The 17,524-nt window shown below is 74.0% G+C and carries 16 protein-coding genes and 1 pseudogene; 7 read left to right on the top strand and 10 right to left on the bottom strand.

All coding sequences use genetic code 11. The features are described from left to right. Window positions 1–58: 58 nt before the first annotated feature. From NQU55_RS30645 to NQU55_RS30620, 6 genes are all read right to left on the bottom strand, one after another. On the bottom strand, window positions 59–1,066 hold the full coding sequence (locus tag NQU55_RS30645; RefSeq protein ID WP_168092246.1) for an SDR family oxidoreductase: 1,008 nt from the start codon (window positions 1,064–1,066) through the stop codon (window positions 59–61). A gap of 35 nt (window positions 1,067–1,101) precedes the next feature. Further along, window positions 1,102–2,223, bottom strand: a complete 1,122-nt coding sequence (locus NQU55_RS30640; protein WP_168092245.1) for an enolase C-terminal domain-like protein — start codon at window positions 2,221–2,223, stop codon at window positions 1,102–1,104. Beyond that, window positions 2,220–4,646, bottom strand: a complete 2,427-nt coding sequence (locus NQU55_RS30635) for a GMC family oxidoreductase (protein ID WP_206329176.1) — start codon at window positions 4,644–4,646, stop codon at window positions 2,220–2,222. Before NQU55_RS30635 ends, NQU55_RS30640 begins: the two co-directional genes overlap by 4 nt. A 2-nt stretch (window positions 4,647–4,648) precedes the next feature. Continuing rightward, window positions 4,649–5,125, bottom strand: a complete 477-nt coding sequence (locus NQU55_RS30630) for a hypothetical protein (protein ID WP_240976257.1) — start codon at window positions 5,123–5,125, stop codon at window positions 4,649–4,651. Next, window positions 5,122–6,942, bottom strand: a complete 1,821-nt coding sequence (locus tag NQU55_RS30625; protein WP_168092244.1) for a thiamine pyrophosphate-requiring protein — start codon at window positions 6,940–6,942, stop codon at window positions 5,122–5,124. The genes NQU55_RS30630 and NQU55_RS30625 overlap by 4 nt, the downstream gene beginning before the upstream one ends. A 160-nt stretch (window positions 6,943–7,102) precedes the next feature. Further along, entirely contained in the window at window positions 7,103–7,642 is a 540-nt protein-coding gene (locus tag NQU55_RS30620) for a DUF6328 family protein (RefSeq protein WP_240976256.1), read from the bottom strand. Window positions 7,643–7,824: 182 nt separating this feature from the next. Here NQU55_RS30620 and NQU55_RS30615 point away from each other — a divergent pair, with 182 nt between their 5' ends. The 7 genes from NQU55_RS30615 (at window position 7,825) to NQU55_RS30585 (ending at window position 11,984) form a co-directional block, all read left to right on the top strand. Beyond that, window positions 7,825–8,001, top strand: coding sequence for a hypothetical protein (locus tag NQU55_RS30615; protein WP_168092243.1), 177 nt, complete (start codon window positions 7,825–7,827; stop codon window positions 7,999–8,001). Beyond that, the gene (locus NQU55_RS30610; RefSeq protein WP_168092242.1) at window positions 7,998–8,429 is read left to right on the top strand and encodes an MrpF/PhaF family protein; all 432 of its coding nucleotides are present in this window, start codon (window positions 7,998–8,000) and stop codon (window positions 8,427–8,429) included. Before NQU55_RS30615 ends, NQU55_RS30610 begins: the two co-directional genes overlap by 4 nt. Beyond that, window positions 8,422–8,670 carry a Na(+)/H(+) antiporter subunit B gene (locus NQU55_RS30605; protein ID WP_168092241.1) on the top strand — a complete coding sequence of 83 codons (249 nt, stop codon included), beginning with the start codon at window positions 8,422–8,424 and terminating at the stop codon, window positions 8,668–8,670. The genes NQU55_RS30610 and NQU55_RS30605 overlap by 8 nt, the downstream gene beginning before the upstream one ends. Then, entirely contained in the window at window positions 8,667–9,428 is a 762-nt protein-coding gene (locus tag NQU55_RS30600; RefSeq protein ID WP_168092240.1) for an MnhB domain-containing protein, read from the top strand. The genes NQU55_RS30605 and NQU55_RS30600 overlap by 4 nt, the downstream gene beginning before the upstream one ends. Next, the gene (locus tag NQU55_RS30595) at window positions 9,425–9,769 is read left to right on the top strand and encodes a sodium:proton antiporter (protein ID WP_058043235.1); all 345 of its coding nucleotides are present in this window, start codon (window positions 9,425–9,427) and stop codon (window positions 9,767–9,769) included. The genes NQU55_RS30600 and NQU55_RS30595 overlap by 4 nt, the downstream gene beginning before the upstream one ends. Window positions 9,770–9,775: 6 nt before the next feature. Further along, the gene (locus tag NQU55_RS30590) at window positions 9,776–11,569 is read left to right on the top strand and encodes a complex I subunit 5 family protein (protein WP_256791546.1); all 1,794 of its coding nucleotides are present in this window, start codon (window positions 9,776–9,778) and stop codon (window positions 11,567–11,569) included. A 91-nt stretch (window positions 11,570–11,660) separates the two neighbouring features. Further along, on the top strand, window positions 11,661–11,984 hold the full coding sequence (locus NQU55_RS30585; RefSeq protein ID WP_168095018.1) for a plasmid stabilization protein: 324 nt from the start codon (window positions 11,661–11,663) through the stop codon (window positions 11,982–11,984). Window positions 11,985–12,000: 16 nt separating this feature from the next. Here NQU55_RS30585 and NQU55_RS30580 read toward each other — a convergent pair whose 3' ends face one another. The 4 genes and pseudogenes from NQU55_RS30580 to NQU55_RS30565 form a co-directional block, all read right to left on the bottom strand. Further along, window positions 12,001–13,548: an ABC transporter substrate-binding protein gene (locus NQU55_RS30580; protein ID WP_168095019.1), complete on the bottom strand. Its 1,548-nt coding sequence runs from the start codon at window positions 13,546–13,548 to the stop codon at window positions 12,001–12,003. Between the two features lie 48 nt (window positions 13,549–13,596). Next, complete coding sequence (locus tag NQU55_RS30575) at window positions 13,597–15,591, bottom strand: hypothetical protein (RefSeq protein ID WP_256791545.1); 1,995 nt, start codon at window positions 15,589–15,591, stop codon at window positions 13,597–13,599. Window positions 15,592–15,762: 171 nt separating this feature from the next. After that, on the bottom strand, window positions 15,763–17,130 hold the full coding sequence (locus NQU55_RS30570) for an amino acid permease (protein ID WP_240976781.1): 1,368 nt from the start codon (window positions 17,128–17,130) through the stop codon (window positions 15,763–15,765). A gap of 204 nt (window positions 17,131–17,334) precedes the next feature. Next, window positions 17,335–17,524: pseudogene (locus tag NQU55_RS30565) on the bottom strand (sulfate adenylyltransferase subunit CysD); the annotation flags it as partial.

The raw sequence follows: 17,524 nt of genomic DNA, 5'->3' as shown, positions 1-17,524 counted from the left end.
GAGGGCGGGGCTTCGGACTCCTGGGTAACCGCAACGGGCGGCGGGGAAACACCCGGTCTCAGTCCCGGCGCCGCCGCAGGAGCGTCCGGACGGCGGCGGCCGTGCCGAGCAGGGCCGCGGCCGGGAGCAGGAGGGGGTGGCGGGCGAGGGCGGCCTGCGGGGAGCGCGCGTGGGCCTCGGCGTCGAAGACGCCGTGCGCGCCGTAGTCGCCCCCGCCGGTGTCGTCCACCGGCTCCCACAGGTTGTGCGGCCGGTCCGCCCGCACCTGTTCGTCGGTCTGCTGCGCGTCGATGCCGGTACGGGCCAGGTAGCGGTCCAGGAGGGCGGGGGCCGCCTTGTCGGCGAGGATCGTGGCGACGGTCGAGGCGCCGACGTAGTACTGCTTGCGCCGCGGGTGCGCGGCCGCGTGGACGACGGCGCGGGCGGCGACCTCGGGCTGGTAGACGGGCGCCACGGGCCGGGGGTGGTTCGGCAGCCTGGACAGGACCCAGGAGAACTGGGGCGTGTTGACCGCGGGCATCTGCACGACCGTCACGCGCACGTTGCTGTGCCGGGCGAGCAGCTCGGTCCGTACGGCCGAGGTGAAGCCGTTGACGGCGTGCTTGGCGCCGCAGTAGGCGGACTGCAGGGGCACGGAGCGGTGGCCGAGCGCCGAGCCGACCTGGACGATCGTGCCCGCGTCGCGCGGCAGCATCCGGCGCAGCGCGGCCCGGGTGCCGTGGACGCAGCCGAGGTAGGTGACGGCGGTGACGCGCTCGTACTCCTCCGGTTCGATGCGGGTGAAGGGGGCGAAGACGGAGACGAAGGCCGCGTTGACCCATACGTCGATCGGGCCGAACGCGTCCTCGGCCGCGGCCGCCGCGGCCTCCACCTGGGCGTGGTCGGCCACGTCGGTGGGCAGCACCAGGGGCTTCCCGCCCAGCTCGGCGACCTCGGCGGCGGCGGCCGCCAGCCCGCCGTCGCCACGGGCCAGCAGCGCCACCCGGGCGCCGCGCCGGGCGAACAGGCGGGCCGTCGCACGGCCGATCCCGGCGCTGGCACCGGTGATGACGACGGTCTGGTCCATGGGGCTCCCTTCCCGGGGGCGGGTGGTCACCGGAGTCACCCGACCCGGTACGGTTCGGCGCGGCCGGCGAGCAGGACCAGGCCGTGCCCGGGTGTGCCGTCCGCCCCGGGGCGGACGCTTCCCCCGCCCGGGTCGAGGGCTCCGGAGAAGAGCATCGACTCGATCCTGGTGTGGTCGTGGAACCACTCCAGGTGGCGCAGGTTGGGCACGGCGGCCGCGGCGTGCGCGTGGGCGTGCGGCGCGCAGTGCCCGGAGATCTGCAGGCCGGCCGCCTCGGCGAGCGCGGCGGCCCGCAGCCAGACGGTGATGCCGCCGCAGCGGGTGGCGTCGGCCTGCAGGCAGTCCACGGCGCCGGCGGCGAGCATCGCGCCGAAGTAGGGGAGGGTGTAGCCGTACTCGCCGGCGGCCACGTCGGCGGTGACCGCGTCGCGGATCCCGGCGAGGCCGGCCAGGTCGTCGGAGGAGACGGGCTCCTCGAACCACAGGACGCCGTGGGCGTCGAGGTGCCGGGCCGCGCGGACCGCCTGCTTGCGGGTGTAGGCGCCGTTGGCGTCCACGTAGAGCTCGGCGTCGTCGCCGATGCTGCGGCGGGCGCGGGCGACGCGGTGGCGGTCGCGGTCCTCCGCCCCGCCCCGGTCCTCCCCGATCTTGACCTTGACGCGGGGGATGCCGAGCTGCTCGGTCCAGCCGCGCAGCTGACGGTCCTGGCCGGCGTCGTCGTAGGTGGTGAAGCCGCCGCTGCCGTAGACGGGCACCTCGGCGCGGCTCGCGCCGAGCAGCCGCACCAGGGGCAGGCCGAGGAGCCGGGCCTTGAGGTCCCACAGCGCGATGTCGACGGCGGAGAGGGCGCCGGCGACCAGGCCGGGCCGGCCGGCGTTGCGCACCGCGCGGCTCATCGCCTCGTTGGCCGCCGGCACGTCGAAGGCGCAGCGGCCGGTGACGACGCCCGCGAGCTGACCGGTGATCACGTCCGCGGTGGCGGGTGCGCCGTAGGTCCAGCCGGTGCCGGTGGTCCCGCCGGACCGGGCGGTCGCCAGGACCAGGGTGGTCGCGTCCCAGGCGAGCGTGCCGTCGGCCTCGGGGGCGTCCGTGGGGACGGTGTAGGCGGCGGCCGTGACGTCCTCGACGACCGGGTCGGCCGCGCCCGGGCGGGTCACCGGCGGGCTCCCGCGGGTGAACGGAGGCCGCCGCGCGCTCCGGCGGCCAGCCGGCCGGCGGCGCGGTCGACGAGCGCCATGATGGTCAGGGCGGGGTTGGCGCTGCCCTGGGTGGGGAGCACGCTGCCGTCGGTGACGAGCAGGTTGGGCACGGCGAACGTGCGCAGGTCGGCGTCGACGACGCCGCTGCCGGGGCCCGCGGCCATCCGGCAGCCGCCGACGAGGTGCGCGTACCGGTTGATCGTGATCACCTCGGTGGCTCCGGCCGCGCGCAGGACGTCCTCCATCACCGTCCGCGCCGCCCGGATGAGCATGCGGTCGTTGTCGCACTGGCTGTAGGAGAAGTGGGCGACGGGCAGCCCGTAGCGGTCCTTCTCCTGCGAGAGCGTCACGCGGTTGTCCGGCAGGGGCAGCAGTTCGCACAGCGCGCCCAGGGTCGCCCAGTGGACGTAGTCGCGCATGTACGTGCGCAGGTCCTCGCCCCAGTGCCCCTGGGCGGCCACGTGCTCGGCCCAGACGATGGGCAGCGGGGAGACGGTCTGCAGGGAGAAGCCGCGTTTGTAGGGCTTGGCGGGGTCGGTCTCGTAGAAGTCCTCGGAGGACACCTCGGGGGGCGGTGCCTTGTAGGCGCGCACCTCCTCGGCGAAGCGGCCGGAGGTCTGCGGTGCGCCTTGCACCATCACGTACCGGCCGACCAGGTCGAAGTCGTTGCACAGCCCGTCGGGGAAGCGGCGGCACGCGGAGTTCAGCAGCAGCCGGGGCGTCTCGATGGAGTAGCCGGCGACGGCGACCGTGCGGGCGCGCTGCAGCCGCTCCCTGCCTTCGCGCACGTACCGCACGCCGGCGGCCAGGCCCTGCCCGTCCAGCTCGATGCCGGTCACCATCGACTGCGCGCGGATCTCGGCGCCGTGGGCCAGCGCGTCCGGCACGTGTGTGATCAGGGTGGAGGCCTTGGCGTTGACCTTGCAGCCCTGCAGGCAGAAGCCGCGGTAGACGCAGTGCGGGCGGTTGCCGAAGGGGCCGTTGGCGATGGCGACCGGGCCCACCCGCGCCTCGATCCCCAGGGCGGCGGCCCCGCGCAGGAAGAGCTCGCCGTTGCCGCCGACCGGGTGCGGCGCGTGCGGGTAGGCGTGCGGGTCGCCCCACGGCCAGTACTGGCCGGCGACGGGCAGCTCCTGCTCGATCCGCTGGTACGAACCGCGCAGCTCCTCGTAGCCCAGCGGCCAGTCCGCGCCCACGCCGTCGTCGGTGAACGTCGAGAAGTCCGAGGGGTGGAAGCGCGGGGCGTAGCCGGCGAAGTGGGTGGTCGAACCGCCCACTCCGCGGCCTGAGTTGTTGGCCCCCAGCGGCACCGGGTCGTCCCCGGAGACGACGCGCGGCTCCGTCCAGTACAGGTGGTGCGACCCGGCCTCGTCGCTGACCCAGTCGGTGTCGGGGTTCCAGAACGGACCGGCCTCCAGGCAGACCACCGACCAGCCGTGGCGGGCCATGCGCTGGGTGAGGGTGGCGCCGCCGGCCCCGCAGCCGATGACGACGAGGTCCACCTCGTCCTCATCGGCGAAGCGGCGCATGCCGTCGATCAGGGCCGGGTCGAAGCGGGTGTCCCCTCGGGGGAGGAGCCAGGGGGAGGCGTTGCGGGCGCGGAGGCGGGTCGTGGGGGCCGCGGTCAGGCGCAGGGTGTCGATTGCGGCGCGGGCTGCTGCGGCGGGGCCGCGACGGGGGCCCGTTGCGGATTCGGGTGCGGCCCGGTGGCCGGTTGTGCCCGCCCGTTCCGCCCCGACGGAACGCCTGCCCACAACCTGAGCGGAATTCGTTACCGGGTCCACCGGGTGCCGGTCCGGCACTTCCCACCGCTCCCGCAGGCCGAGCCCGAGCCGTACGTACCCCCGCGGATACGCCGGCCCCCCGAAGCCGATCTCGTTCCAGGCCCACGGGTGGGAGTAGAAGGCGGTGGAGGTGTACCGCGTCCACAACCCCCACACGTGGCCGACCGGCATCCCGTGCCAGCGGTCCTGGCCGGTGTCGCGCACGGCCCGGACGAGCGCGGCCTGCCGTTCGCGGGCCAGGCCGGCGAAGGGGGCGCCGTACCGGGCGCGGGCGTCGGCGTCGAGGGCGGCGAGCGAGCACCTCCAGGCCTCGTCGTCCTCGGGCATGTCGGCGAAGCGCCAGCCGTCGGTCTCCAGTTCGGCGAGCCGTGCGTCGATCATCTGCAGCACGGGCACCCTGGGGTCGTCCCACTGGGCCAGGAGGTGGTCGAAGAGCGGCCCGGCGACGGCCTCCTCGGCGAGGGTGAAGAACCGCAGGTCCGGCTGGACGGCCGTGCGGGAGAGGACGATGCCGGAGGTGGCGGCGTCCCACGTGCCGGCCTGGGCGAGGACGTCGTACCCCGCGAACCCGGTGTCGTGCCGTCCCGGCGTCGTCACCGTCACCGCTCCCTGCGCAGCAGGGCGGCGAGCAGGCCCATGCCGCCGACCATCGTCACCAGCAGCGGCGCGAACAGGGGCGGTCCCAGCTCGACGTTGTACCGGGCCATCGACCAGCCGCCGGGCTTGCGGGCGATGCCGCGCAGGTGGAGGTAGGTGCCCTGCAGGCCGTTGGCGGCGATGGCCGCCGAGGCCAGCGGCAGGGCGGTCTTGGCCATCCGTTCGCTGGCGAACCCGGCGACGCCCGCGGCCGCGCCGACGGGCCCGAGCAGGACCGGCCACCACATGACGCGGTTGCCGAAGCTCGCGCGGTCGTGCTCCAGGTAGATCTCGGCCGCCGTGACGAGGGAGCCCGCCGCCGTCAGCAGGGACAGGGTGCGTTCGAACCTGCCGTGGCGGACGTTGCGCACAATGCGGTCCAGCGCGTAGGGCGCCGGGCCCGCCGGCCGGGCCCGTGCCGTGCGCGGCAGCGGGTTCATCCGCCGTCCCCCGCCCCGTGCCCGCGGCGTTTGTGGCCTCCGGGCAGCATTTCCTGGATCTTCGCCTTGAGCCCCTGGCGGACCACGGCGGCGCGGTCGCTGTCGCCCTTGAGGACCGCCGCGGCGGCGGCCTCGATCTGGTCGAGGGTCGCGTGGGGCGGGATGGGCGGCACGGCCGGGTCGGTGCGGAAGTCGATGACGAAGGGCCGGTCGGCGGCGAGGGCGCGCTCCCAGGCGGGGACGACCCCGCCCGGCTCCTCCACGCGGACGCCGTCGAGCCCGATCGAGCGGGCGAAGTCCGCGTAGGGCACGTCGGGGAGGGCCTGGGAGGGCAGGAACTGCGGGGCGCCCTCCATGGCGCGCATCTCCCACGTGACCTGGTTGAGGTCCTGGTTGTTGAGGACGGCCACGACGAGGCGCGGGTCCTGCCACTCCTTGTAGTACTTGCCGGCGGTGATCAGCTCGGCCATGCCGTTCATCTGCATGGCCCCGTCGCCCACGAGGGCGATGGCCGGGCGGTCGGGGTGGGCGAATTTCGCGCCGATGGCGTAGGGGACGCCCGGCCCCATGGTGGCCAGGGTGCCGGACAGCGAGCCGCGCATGGTGCCGCGGATGCGCAGGTGGCGCGCGTACCAGTTCGCCGCGGAGCCCGAGTCGGCGGTCAGCACCGCGTTGTCGGGCAGCAGCGGGTCGAGGGCGTGGAAGACGTACTCGGGGTTGACGGGGTCGGCGGAGACGGCGGCGCGCCGCTCCATGACCTCCCACCAGCGGGCGGTGTTCTTCTCGATGCCGGTCCGCCAGTCGCCGTGCTCCTTGGGCTTGAGCTGGGGCAGCAGCCGGATCAGGGTCTCGCGCGCGTCGCCCACGAGGTTGATCTCGAAGGGGTAGCGCAGCCCCACCATGAAGGGGTCGACGTCGATCTGGACCGCCCGCGCCTGCCCGAACTCCGGCAGGAACTGGGTGTAGGGGAAGCTCGACCCGATGACGACGAGCGTGTCGCAGTCGCGCATCAGCTCGTACGAGGGGCGGGTGCCCAGCAGCCCGACGGAGCCGGTCACGTACGGCAGGTCGTCGGGGAGCACGTCCTTGCCGAGCAGGGCCTTGGCGACCCCGGCGCCGAGCACCTCGGCGAGCCGCTCGACCTCCGCCCGCGCGCCGCGGGCTCCCTGGCCGACGAGGACGGCCACCTTCCGGCCGGCGTCGATCAGCTCCGCCGCCCGGGTGATCTCCGTGTCCGCGGGCACCGGCGCGTACGGCGCCACGCCCAGGCTGGAGGGCACCATCTTGAACGCGTGCTGCGGCGGCGAGTAGTCGAGCTCCTGCACGTCGGCGGGGATGATGAGCGCCGTGACGGTCCGCCGGGCGTACGCGGTGCGCATGGCCCGGTCGAGGACGTTGGGCAGCTGCTCGGGGACGGTCACCATCTCGCAGAAGTCGGAGGCGACGTCCTTGAACAGACTCAGCAGGTCGACTTCCTGCTGGTAGGAGCCGCCCATCGCGCTGCGATCGGTCTGGCCCACGATCGCCACGACCGGCACGTGGTCGAGCTTGGCGTCGTAGAGGCCGTTGAGCAGGTGGATGGCGCCCGGCCCGGAGGTCGCGGCGCACACCCCCACCTTGCCGGAGAACTTGGCGTACCCCACGGCCTCGAAGGCGGACATCTCCTCGTGCCGCGACTGGATGAACCGCGGGTTGTCGTCCGCCCGGCCCCATGCGGCCAGCAGGCCGTTGATGCCGTCCCCCGCGTAGGCGAACACCCGGTCGACGTCCCATTCGCGCAGGCGCTGCAGGAGATGGTCGGACACCTTCGTGGACATGGGACTCCCTTCGCCCGGGTGCGCGGTCGTCGCGGGGCGGGTTCGGCGTCCCGCCACAGTGCTACGGGTGACCGGTCCCGGGCGGGGGAAACGCTGGGCGGGGCGAATCCCTCGTACGGATGTGTGGGGCCATCCCCTTCCGGGGGAGTTCCGTGCGGGGTCATTCCTTCGACCGGTAGCGGCGCAGCACCCAGCCGGGCAGGCCGAACCAGCACAGCACCAGCCAGGCCACGACGCCCGCCACCAGATAGGGGACCGCGCTGTTGTGCAGCGCGATCCGCAGGATCAGCGTCAGCGCCGAGGTGACCGTGCACAGCAGGAGCACGATTCCCGTCATCGTCAGCCGGGCCGCCCAGGTGACCGTCTGCGGCTTGATGCGGCGGCCGCTGACGATGCGGTGGAGGGAGACCGGGCCGACCAGGGCGCCGGTGGTGGCGGCGCCGAGCAGCACCGTGATGACGTAGATCGTCCGGTCGGTGCCGCCGAGATCGGCGAAGCGCGGGGTGAAGACCACCGTGAGCAGGAAACCGAAGAGGATCTGCACGCCCGTCTGGGTGACCCGCACCTCCTGCAGGAGTTCGGCCCAGCGCCGGTCCGCGCGCTCCTCGGGCGTCTCGTGGCGCCCTCCGGAGCCGGGCGGAGCCCCGGGGGGCCCGGACCGGCCGGGGCCGTGATCCTGCGGTGCGCTCGCTGCCGACATGCCGTCCCTCCGCGTCGCCCCGCGCCCCGGAGTACCCCTGCGCGCGCCGGGCATGCGCCCGCCGCCATACCTCGCGGGGGTGCGGGTACACGCGAGGCGACACGCCCCTCGGCGACGTCCCGCGGATCGCGGGGCCTACAGGCCGATACTGGGGCATTCCCGCTGAAAGCGGAGGTGAGCGGATGCTGAACGGCATCGTCCGGGCCGCGGCGGAGATCCTCGCGTGGTGGGCCGGCCTCACGGCGGTGTGGACCCTCCTCATCAGCCGGGCCGACACCCTGGAGATCGCCGTCGGGGCGGCCGCGGCCCTGGTGTCGGCGTGGGCCGCCCGCGGCGCCCGCCGGGCCGCGGACCGGTGAACTGGTGGCTGGCGGCCGCCTGCGCACTCGTCGCCGGCGGCCTGGGGCCCTGCCTGTGGGGCACGGCGCGCGGCCCCGCCGGGCAGCGCGTGGTCGCGCAGAACATGGCGACGCTCCTGCTGTGCCTCGTCCTCCTCCTGCTGGCCCAGGGCTACGGACGGCCCTCCTACGTGGACCTCGCCCTGGTCGTGGCCGTGCTGGGTCCTGCCGGGACCCTGGTCTTCACCCGCCTCCTCGGCGACGAGATCGGCGAACGGCCGCCCGGACTGCGCCTGCTCACCCCCGCCGTCCTGGTCGCCACCCCGGCGACCGTCGTCCCCCTGTGCATCGCGACGGGCCCCGGCCGCGCCCTGGGCAAGCTGGTCCTCATCGGACTGCTGCTGATCGCCGGAGGGGCCGTCACCTCGGTGGCGGTGCGCCATGGCTGACGCGCTGATCGCCGTCGTGCTGCTGCTCGTCGCGGCCACGGCCACGGTCGCGGTGCTGCAGCGCGACCCGGCCCGGCAGGCCGTCGTGCTCTCCCTGCTCGGTCTCGCGCTGGCCGCGCTGTTCACCGTCCTGCAGGCCCCCGACGTCGGTCTCGCACAGCTCGCCGTGGGCTCTGCCGTCACCCCGCTGATGATCCTGCTGACGGTCCGCAAGATCCGGCGCGACGGGCGGCGGGAATGACGCGCCGCCTGCGGCTGTGGGTGCTGACCGCCGGCCTGCTCGCCACGGCCGCGCTGTACGCCGCCGCCTGCACGGAGCTGCCCGGCTTCGGCGGCTCCAGCCACCCCTACGGCGACCGGGCGGTGCGCACCGCGCTGCAGCAGCACACGGCGAACGCCGTATCCTCCGTCAACTTCGACCAGCGCGCCTTCGACACGCTCGGCGAGGAGACGGTCCTGTTCGCCTGCGTCCTCGGCACCGTCGTCCTGCTGCGGCGGACCCGCGGCGAGAAGCGCGTCCCGCCCGAGCCCGCCGACGTGCCGGCCGCGCTGCGCCGCTACGGCCTCCTCGCGCTGCCCGTCACCCTGCTCATCGGCCTCTACGTCATCGCGCACGGGCAGCTCAGCCCCGGGGGCGGCTTCCAGGGCGGCGTGGTCGTCGCCACGTCCCTGCACCTGCTGTACATCGCCGTCGACTACAAGGCGCTGGAGCGCGTCCGGCCGCTTGGGCTGTTCGAGCTGGCCGACGGCACCGGGGAGGCCGCCTATGTGCTGCTCGGCGCGGCCGGGCTGATCGCCGGCTCGGCCTACCTCGCCAACACCCTGCCGCTGGGCACCTTCAACACCCTCTCCTCGGGCGGCACGGTGCCGCTGCTGAACGCCGCGGTCGGGGTGGAGGTCACCTCGGCCGTCGTCGTGCTGCTGGCGCACTTCCTCGGCCAGGCGCTGGAGATCGAAGGCGAGGACGACGACGCGAAGGACGAAGGACGCACAGCATGAGCCTGCTGCCCTACCTGACCGCCGGCTGGATCTTCCTCGTCGGCGTCCACGGCATCGCCACCAGCCGCAATCTCGTCCACGCCGTCGGGTGCCTGGCCGTCACCCAGTCCTCCACCTACGTCCTGCTGCTCGCCGTCGGCTACCGCAAGGGCGCCACGGCGCCCGTCTTCTCCGACCTGCCGACCGACGCGCCAGTCGTCGACCCGGTCGTCCAGGCCCTCGCCCTCACCGATGTCGTCGTGGGGGCGACCGTGACCGCCCTGCTGCTCGCCCTCGTCGTCCAGACCGCCAAGCGGCACGGCACCGTCGACCCGGACGAGCTGTCCGAGCTGAAGGGCTGAGCCGCGGTGGACCTGCTGCTCCCGCTGATCGTCGTGGTGCCGCTGCTGGGAGCGGCCGTGCTGGTGGCGGCGGGGCGTCACGTGGCCCGGCCGGTGGCGGAGGCGGTCGCGGGCCTGGCCGCCGCGGCCTCCGCCGGGCTCGCCGCCGCGGCGCTCGCAGGTCCCCCGGGGGTCTCCTGGGTCGGCGCCTGGCGCCCGCAGGACGGCCACAGCGTCGGGATCGTACTGGTCGGCGACCGCATCGGACTGGGCCTCGCCGCGCTCACCTCGCTGCTCGTCGTCGCCGTGCTCGCCTACTCCTGGCGCTACTTCGACGAGCCGCCGCACGGCCACGGCGGCGCCTTCCCCGCCCTGGTGCTGCTCTTCCAGGGCGGCATGTGCGGCTTCGCGCTGACCGGGGACCTCTTCGACGCGTTCGTCTTCTTCGAGCTGATGGGCGTCGTCGGGTACGCCCTGACCGGCTACCGCGTCGAGGAGGCCCGGCCCGTGCAGGGCGCGCTGGTCTTCGGCTTCGTCAACTCCCTCGGCGGGTACGCGACCCTGCTGGGCATCGGCCTGCTGTACGCGCGCACGGGCGAGCTGGGCATGGCGCAGGTCGGCCGGGAACTGGACGGGGCGGCCGGAGCGAGCGGGCACGGCGGCGACGCCCTGGTCGTCGCCGCGTTCGTGCTGGTGCTGACGGGGCTGCTGGTGAAGGCCGCGGCCGTGCCGTTCCACTTCTGGCTGCCGGACGCGCACGCCGTGGCGCCGACGCCGGTGTGCATGCTGCTGTCCGGCGTCATGGTGGAGATGGGCGGCTACGGCGCCGCTCGCGTCTGGACGACCGTCTTCGCCGGACCCGGCGGCGTCCCGGCGGCCGGTGCCCGGCGCACCCTCCTGGTCCTGGGGGTGGCGAGCGCCCTCGTCGGTGCGCTGATGTGCTGGCAGCAGCGGCACGTCAAGCGGCTGCTGGCGTTCTCCACGGTGGCGCACACCGGGCTGTTCCTCGTCGGCATCGCCCTGCTGACCCCGCACGGGGTCGCCGGCACCGCGCTCTACGTCCTCGGGCACGCCGGGGCGAAGGCCGCGCTGTTCGCGTGCACCGGCATCCTGCTCGACCGCCACGGCAGCGTCGACGAGTGCGAGCTGCACGGCAAGGGCCGCGACACCCCCGTCACCGGCCTGCTCTTCGCCGCCGGCGGGCTCGCCCTCGCCGGGCTGCCGCCGTTCGGCACGAGCCTGGGCAAGGCGCTCGTGGAGGAGCAGTCCCCCTGGCTGCCCGCCCTGTTCGTGCTCGTCTCGGCGGTGACCGGCGGGGCGGTGCTGCGGGTGGCCGCGCGTGTCTTCCTCGGGGCGGGGCAGGCGGGACGTGAGGACGACGAGGGGCCGGAGACCGCCGGCGGGGAGGAGGAGCCCGAGACCGGCCGCCGCGTGCGCCGCCCTCCCGTGCCCATGGTGACGGTGGCGGCGCTGCTGCTGGCCGGGTCGCTCGCCGTCGGCACGGTGCCCGCGCTCACCGCCGCCGTCACGGCCGCGGCGGAGGCCTTCACGGACCACGCCGGCTACGCGGCGGCGGTGCTCGACGGCGGCCCCGCCGGGCGGCCGGAGGGCCCGTACGACTGGTGGACGTGGACCGGTGCGGGCCTGGGGCTGCTGTCGGCCGCGCTCGCCGTCGCCCTCGCCGCCCGGTCCGTGGGCCCGGCCTCGCGGGCCGTGCCCTGGAGCGCGCCGCTGCGGCGTCTGCACTCCGGGCACGTCGGCGACTACGTGGCCTGGACGGTAGCCGGCATCGGGCTGGTCTCGCTGCTGGCCCTGTGGTGAGCCGGTGCCCTGCCCGGGCCGACCGGTTGCAGGTGCCCGGGGCCACGGGCAGGGTGAGAAATCAGAACACACCACAACAAGGATGGACATCATGCCCCGAGGTTCGAGCCCCAAGCGCGAGCGGCAGTACGAGCACATCAAGGAGAGCGCCCAGGAGCGCGGTGAGAGCACCAAGCGCGCCAAGGAGATCGCCGCGCGCACCGTCAACAAGGAGCGCGCCCGGTCCGGTGAGTCGAAGACGGCGAGCAAGTCCTCGACCCAGGACATGTCCTCCTCGAAGCGGGGCGGGCAGCGCTCCCACAGCGGCGCCGAGGGACCCACCTACGACCAGCTGTACGCCGAGGCCCAGCGCCGCAACATCCACGGCCGGTCGAACATGAACAAGGCCGAGCTCAAGCGGAAGCTGGGGCGCTAACCCGCGGGGCGCCGCGCTACGGGGTCTTGTACAGCGGCCCGGACCCCGGGGAGCCGCCGGGGGCCAGGATGATGGGCACCGGCTTGTTGTGCGGCCAGCCGTCGGAGGCGTCGTCGAAGCTGAGGTCCCCGCTCGCGGCGGGGACCACGGCGGCGTCGTGGAGGTTGGTGAGCTGGTTGTAGACGTCCTGCACGCTCGGCGTCTCCCGGCCGGTCTGGCCGGTGACCATGCGCAGCGCCCACACGGCCGTCAGCACGGAGTCGTGGTGCATGACGGCGTAGCCGTCGGCGAGCTCCTTGTCGGGGAACTTCAGGTCGCGGAAGCTCTGGTGGAAGGACTTGAAGCCGCTCGGCGCCTCGACCCCCTTGATCCACTGCTCCGTGCTCGTCGCCGAGGCCTGCATGATGGTGATCCTGCTGTCCTTGAGCAGCCCCATCACGTCGTTCGCCTGCTGCACGGCCCCCTGCGAGCCCGCGAGGATCGTGATGGGCTTGTCATGCCCGCACTGGCTGCGCGAGGACAGCGACCGCACGAGGTCGGAGAGGTCGCGGCCGCGCCCCGCGTAGAAGACCAGCTCGGACTTGGTCAGGCAGATGTTGTTGAAGGCGTTGAAGAACAGGCTGGGCACGCCGTCGGTGCGGGGGCCGGTGGTGCCCACGAAGGAGACGCGGCGCTTGTCGATGTAGTCGGCGAAGACGTCGTCGTACGCCTTGCGCATGGTCCGTACGTAGTTGTCGTCCCGGCTGTCGAAGACCAGGTAGCCGCGGCGCTGTTCGGCGGGCAGCCGGTCCAGGCGCTGCCGCAGCGCCTTGGCGTAGTCGGTGTTGGACGGCGAGACCTTGAACAGGCGCTCCGAGTTGACGTTGGTCGCGGTCAGCACGGCGCCGATCGCCGGGATCTTCCGCTTGGCGAGCTCGTCGGCGGCGCTCTGCGTCTCGGGCACGCTGACGCCCATGCCGGCGACGGCCACCAGCGGGTGGGCCCCGCCGGTCATGTCCGCCAGCCGTTCGACGACGGGCTTCCAGTGGAGCTGGTTCCTGCCCTCGCTGGCGAGGACCAGCTGGACCTGCGGGGTCCGCCCGTGGACGCCGGTGGCGTTCACCGCGGACAGGGACGGGCAGGCGTTGGCGCGGCACTGCGCGGTGTAGGCGCCTTCGAGGCTGCTCCTGATCTCCTCGATGGGCAGCACGCTGCTGTCGCTCGCGGTCATCGGGGTCAGCAGGCCGACCTTGACGTAGGGGACGGGGGTCCTGCCCTCACCGGGCTTCTCCCACTGGTCGCGCACGCGCCGGTTCTCCGCGGCGATCTTCTCGGTGACCTCCTTGAGCTCGGGCGCGAAGGCGTAGGCCGTCTCGTTGACGACGCCTATGCACTCGCGGTCCCTGCCGGAGCCGGCCCACACCAGGCCCGGCTGGTCGTCGGCGCAGCGGTCCTCCTCCTCGTCCGTGCCCAGCAGCCAGAAGGCGCCGCCGGCGAGGAGGGCCAGGACGAGGACGAGCGCGGCGAGCCCGGGCCACCCCTTCCACCAGGGAGGCGGGTCGTCGGGTCCGGGGGGCATGGGCATGATGCGGCTCCTTGCGGACGGCGGTGGTCACGCGCGGTCACGGCGCGCTCAGCTGTACTTCGCGGCCTCGTGCCTGAGCCCCACCCTGCGGGGGTCGGAGTGCAGGGCCAGGTTGAGGAACATCGAGCCGATGGTGTGGTTGAGTTCGGGGCGGGCCGCGGGCAGCCGGTTGCGCGCGTCGCCCGCCAGCCACAGGGCGGCCACCAGCACGGTCAGGGCCCGGCGCTCGGCGAAGGAGCGCGGGGCCAGCTCCTCGGCGACCCGGTCCACCCGCAGCGTGGCCGTCCGCTCGGGCAGGACCGGCGTGCGCAGCGGTGCGGCCGTGACCGCGTACAGCTCGTAGAGCCAGGCGTCGGTGTCGGGCAGTTCCGTCAGGCTGCGGGCGAGGTGGTCGACGACGTCGTCGAGCTGGCCGAGGGCGAGCGCGTGGTAGCGCACGTCCAGCGGGTGGCCGTAGAGCATGTGCCAGACCTGCAGCTGCTCGTGGGTCTCGTCCCAGCGGGAGCGGCTGCGGGCCAGCTCCTGCAGGAGCAGCAGGCGCAGCCACGGGTGCAGGACCGGCCTGGCGGACAGCGGGCGGGGGTGGGAGTTCTCCAGGTAGCCGGAGCCGCGGCCGCCGCGTGCGCCGGCGTCCTGGGGGACGGGGTCGGTGAGCCACAGCCGGGTGCCCGTCTCGCGGGCGAGGCTGTTGCGCGTGCGCAGGGTGAAGGACTCGAGCAGGTCGGCGTCCCAGGCGGCGTCGAACTCGCGGGCGGCCGCGCACACGACGAGCGCGGCGCGCTGCTCCTCGTTCATGCCGTCCAGGAGGTCGCGCAGGATGACGCGGTCGAGCGGCTCGGCCTCGGACTGGTCGTCGGCGGCGGGGACGGGGGTGGCGAGGATCCCGCGCAGCAGGGCCTCGCCGTCGCCGCGGCCGGGTATGCGCGCCGCCGCCTCCAGCAGCCGGCCGGCGCTCCACGCGTGACCGTGCGTCAGCCGGTGGGCCAGCGGCGGGGCCTCGGGGAGGCGGTCGGCGATCCCGGCACCGAGCTGGGAGACCTCGGCCGCGGTCAGGTCGCGCAGCTGGACGCAGTACCAGTGCCAGGAGGCGTCGGGCGGCGGGTCGGGGACGGACCGCTCCCAGTCGGCGTAGGAGGCCTGCTCGGGCGAGCGGATCCACACCCCGGCCGGCCCGCGGGCGAAGGGGCCGGGGATCCGCCCGGTGTCGGAGGCGGTGGCGACGGCCAGCAGCGGGTCGGGGGCGCCGCTCTCGTCGCGCAGCCGCACGAGCAGGTCGAGGAAGTCCCGGCCGCCTTCGGCGTCGACGTTGTCCAGGAGGACCGCGCAGTTGCGGTCGCGGCGGCGGCGTGCGTACTCGCCGCGCAGGTCGGCGAGGAACGCCTCGCACAGCCGCCGGTCCACGGCGGCCCGGTCGACGTCGGTCGCGCTCTTGCTCAGCTGGTTGAGGGCGACGAGTTCGTCCACCGGGGCGTGCGGGCCCGCGTACCAGGAGAAGCCGGTGCGCCGGGCGATGCTGAGCGGGAGCCGCGGCGGGCGGCGGATCAGCCCGGCCAGCAGGCCGATGCCGGGGATCTGCAGGAGGTTGAGGTCCTGCAGAAGGCCGGCGACGTCGGCGGCCCGGTCGGCCGCGGCGGTGTTCTCGCGGGCCTCGTGCAGGGCGCGGCGCAGCTGCCGGCCGGCCCGCCGGGAGTCGTTGGCGTCCAGCGAGAGCCCGGGGTCGACGACGAGCAGGCCCAGGGTGAGGCGGGGGAAGAGCAGGGCGGGCTGGCGGGCGAAGCGGTGCGAGAGCCCGTAGGCGAGGCGGCCCGCGACCTCGTGCGGCCGGCGCGGCCCGGCGGAGGCGAAGTCGTAGAAGGCGTGGGGGCGGTGGGAGCCGAGGTAGCCGAGCCAGGCCAGCGCCGCGGTGCGTCCGCTGCCTCGGGTGCCGACGAGCACCAGCACCGGCAGTCCGCGCCCGCCCCGCCCCGCACGGCCGTCCTGGACCATGGTGCGGCATTCCTGGTAGAGCGCCTCGATGCCCTCGATCCCCAAGGGCCGTCTCACAGGCTCCGGCACGTCATCAGCCCCCCTCGAATCGGCGGGTGTCACCGCCGACCGTGCTGAAAATGCTGCCACGCGCGTGCGGTTCGCGGGAGCGTTCGGCCGCAACTGATGGAGCCGCGGCCGAAAGAGGGGACCGGCGGTCCGGCGCCCCCGGGCGGGGGCGCCGGGCCGTCAGCTCCGTGCGCCGGTCTTCACCGTGTCCTGGGCGGCCGCGGCGGGGACCGCGGCCGCCCGGCGCCGGCGGGCGAGCGGGTAGCCCGCCCCCAGCAGGACGAACCAGACGGCGATGACGTAGAGGGCCACGCGGGTGTCGGAGTCCCAGGCGACCAGGACGGTGACGAAGGCGAAGGCCGCGAGCGCGATCCAGTTCGTGTACGGGGCGCCGGGCATGCGGTAGGAGGAGGCGACCGCCCGGCCCTCCGCCACGGCCCGGCGGTAGCGCAGGTGCGTCACGAGGATGATGCTCCACACCGTGATGGCGCCGCCGGTGGACACCGCCGTGATGTAGGCGAACGCGTGCTCCGGGTCGAGGGCGTTGACGAGCACGCCCAGGGCCATGACCAGCGCCGAGATGACGACCGCCGTGGCCGGCACGCCGCGCTTGCTGAGCCGGCCGAGGGCCGCGGGGCCGTGTCCGTTGAGCCCGGCGGTGCGCAGCATGCGCGCCGTGGCGTACAGCCCGCCCGCGTTGCACGAGGACAGCGCCGAGGTGAGGACGACGAAGTTGACGATGCCGGCCGCCGCCGGGATGCCGATCTTGGTGAAGGCGGCGACGAACGGGCTCGTCCCGGGCTGGAACTCCTGCCAGCTCACGACCGACAGGATGACGAAGAGCGCGCCGAGGTAGAACAGGCCGAAGCGCAGCGGCAGGCTGTTGATGGCGCGCGGGATGTTCTTCTCGGGGTCCTTGGTCTCGCCCGCGGTCACACCGACGAGCTCGACGCCGAGGTAGGCGAAGAGGACGATCTGCAAGGTCATCAGGGAGTTCCACACCCCGTGCGGGGCGACTCCGCCGTCCGCCCACAGATGGCTGACCGACGCGGTGTCACCGGCGTCGCCGAAGCCGATGATGAGCACGCCCAGGCCGATGAGGATCATGCCGATGATGGCCGTGACCTTGATGATCGCGAACCAGAACTCCAGCTCGCCGAAGATCTTCACCGAAATCAGGTTGGCGCAGGCGAGCACCACGAGGGAGATCAGCGCCGTCTTCCACTGGGCGAAGCCGGGCGCCCAGTAGTTGACGTACTGCCCGGCCGCGGTGATCTCGGCCATGCCGGTGGTCACCCACATGATCCAGTACGTCCAGGCGGTGGCGTACCCCCAGAACGGCCCGAGGAAGCGGTGGGCGTAGTCGGCGAAGCTGCCGGAGACCGGGTTGTGGGTGAGCAGCTCGCCCAGGGCCCGCATGACGAAGAAAAGCACGATGCCGGCGGCGGCGTACCAGATGATGAGGCTGGGGCCGGCCTGCGATATCGCGGTGCCGGCGCCGAGGAAGAGGCCGGTGCCGATGGTGCCGCCGATGGCGATCATCTGCATCTGCCGGGAGCCCAGGGTGCGTTTGTACCCCTCGGTGCCGGCGCCCGGGTCCCCCGTGGTTCGCGAGCTCACAGTTCTGAGGTCCTCTCTAGCCGCGACGTGTCCGCAACGCGGTGGCGCGCCGGGCCGTCCTGTCGGTGAACGATCTGTCAGTACAAGATCCCTCAGGAGCGCCGCCGAAACCAGCATGCCGACCGGCTTGTTCTAGAAGTAGCCTTCGCGTTTGCGGTCCTCCATGGCGGCTTCGGAGAGTCTGTCGTCGGCTCTGGTGGCGCCGCGTTCGGTGCGGCGGGAGGCGGTGATCTCGGTGATGACCTCCTCGATGGTGGCCGCGTGGGAGTCGACGGCGCCGGTGCAGGACATGTCGCCGACGGTGCGGTAGCGCACGGTGCGT

The organism is Streptomyces telluris, from assembly GCF_024519335.1.
Lineage (GTDB): Bacteria > Actinomycetota > Actinomycetes > Streptomycetales > Streptomycetaceae > Streptomyces > Streptomyces telluris.
Note: the sequence above shows the minus strand (reverse complement) of the source record. Positions and strands in the feature narration are given on the sequence as shown.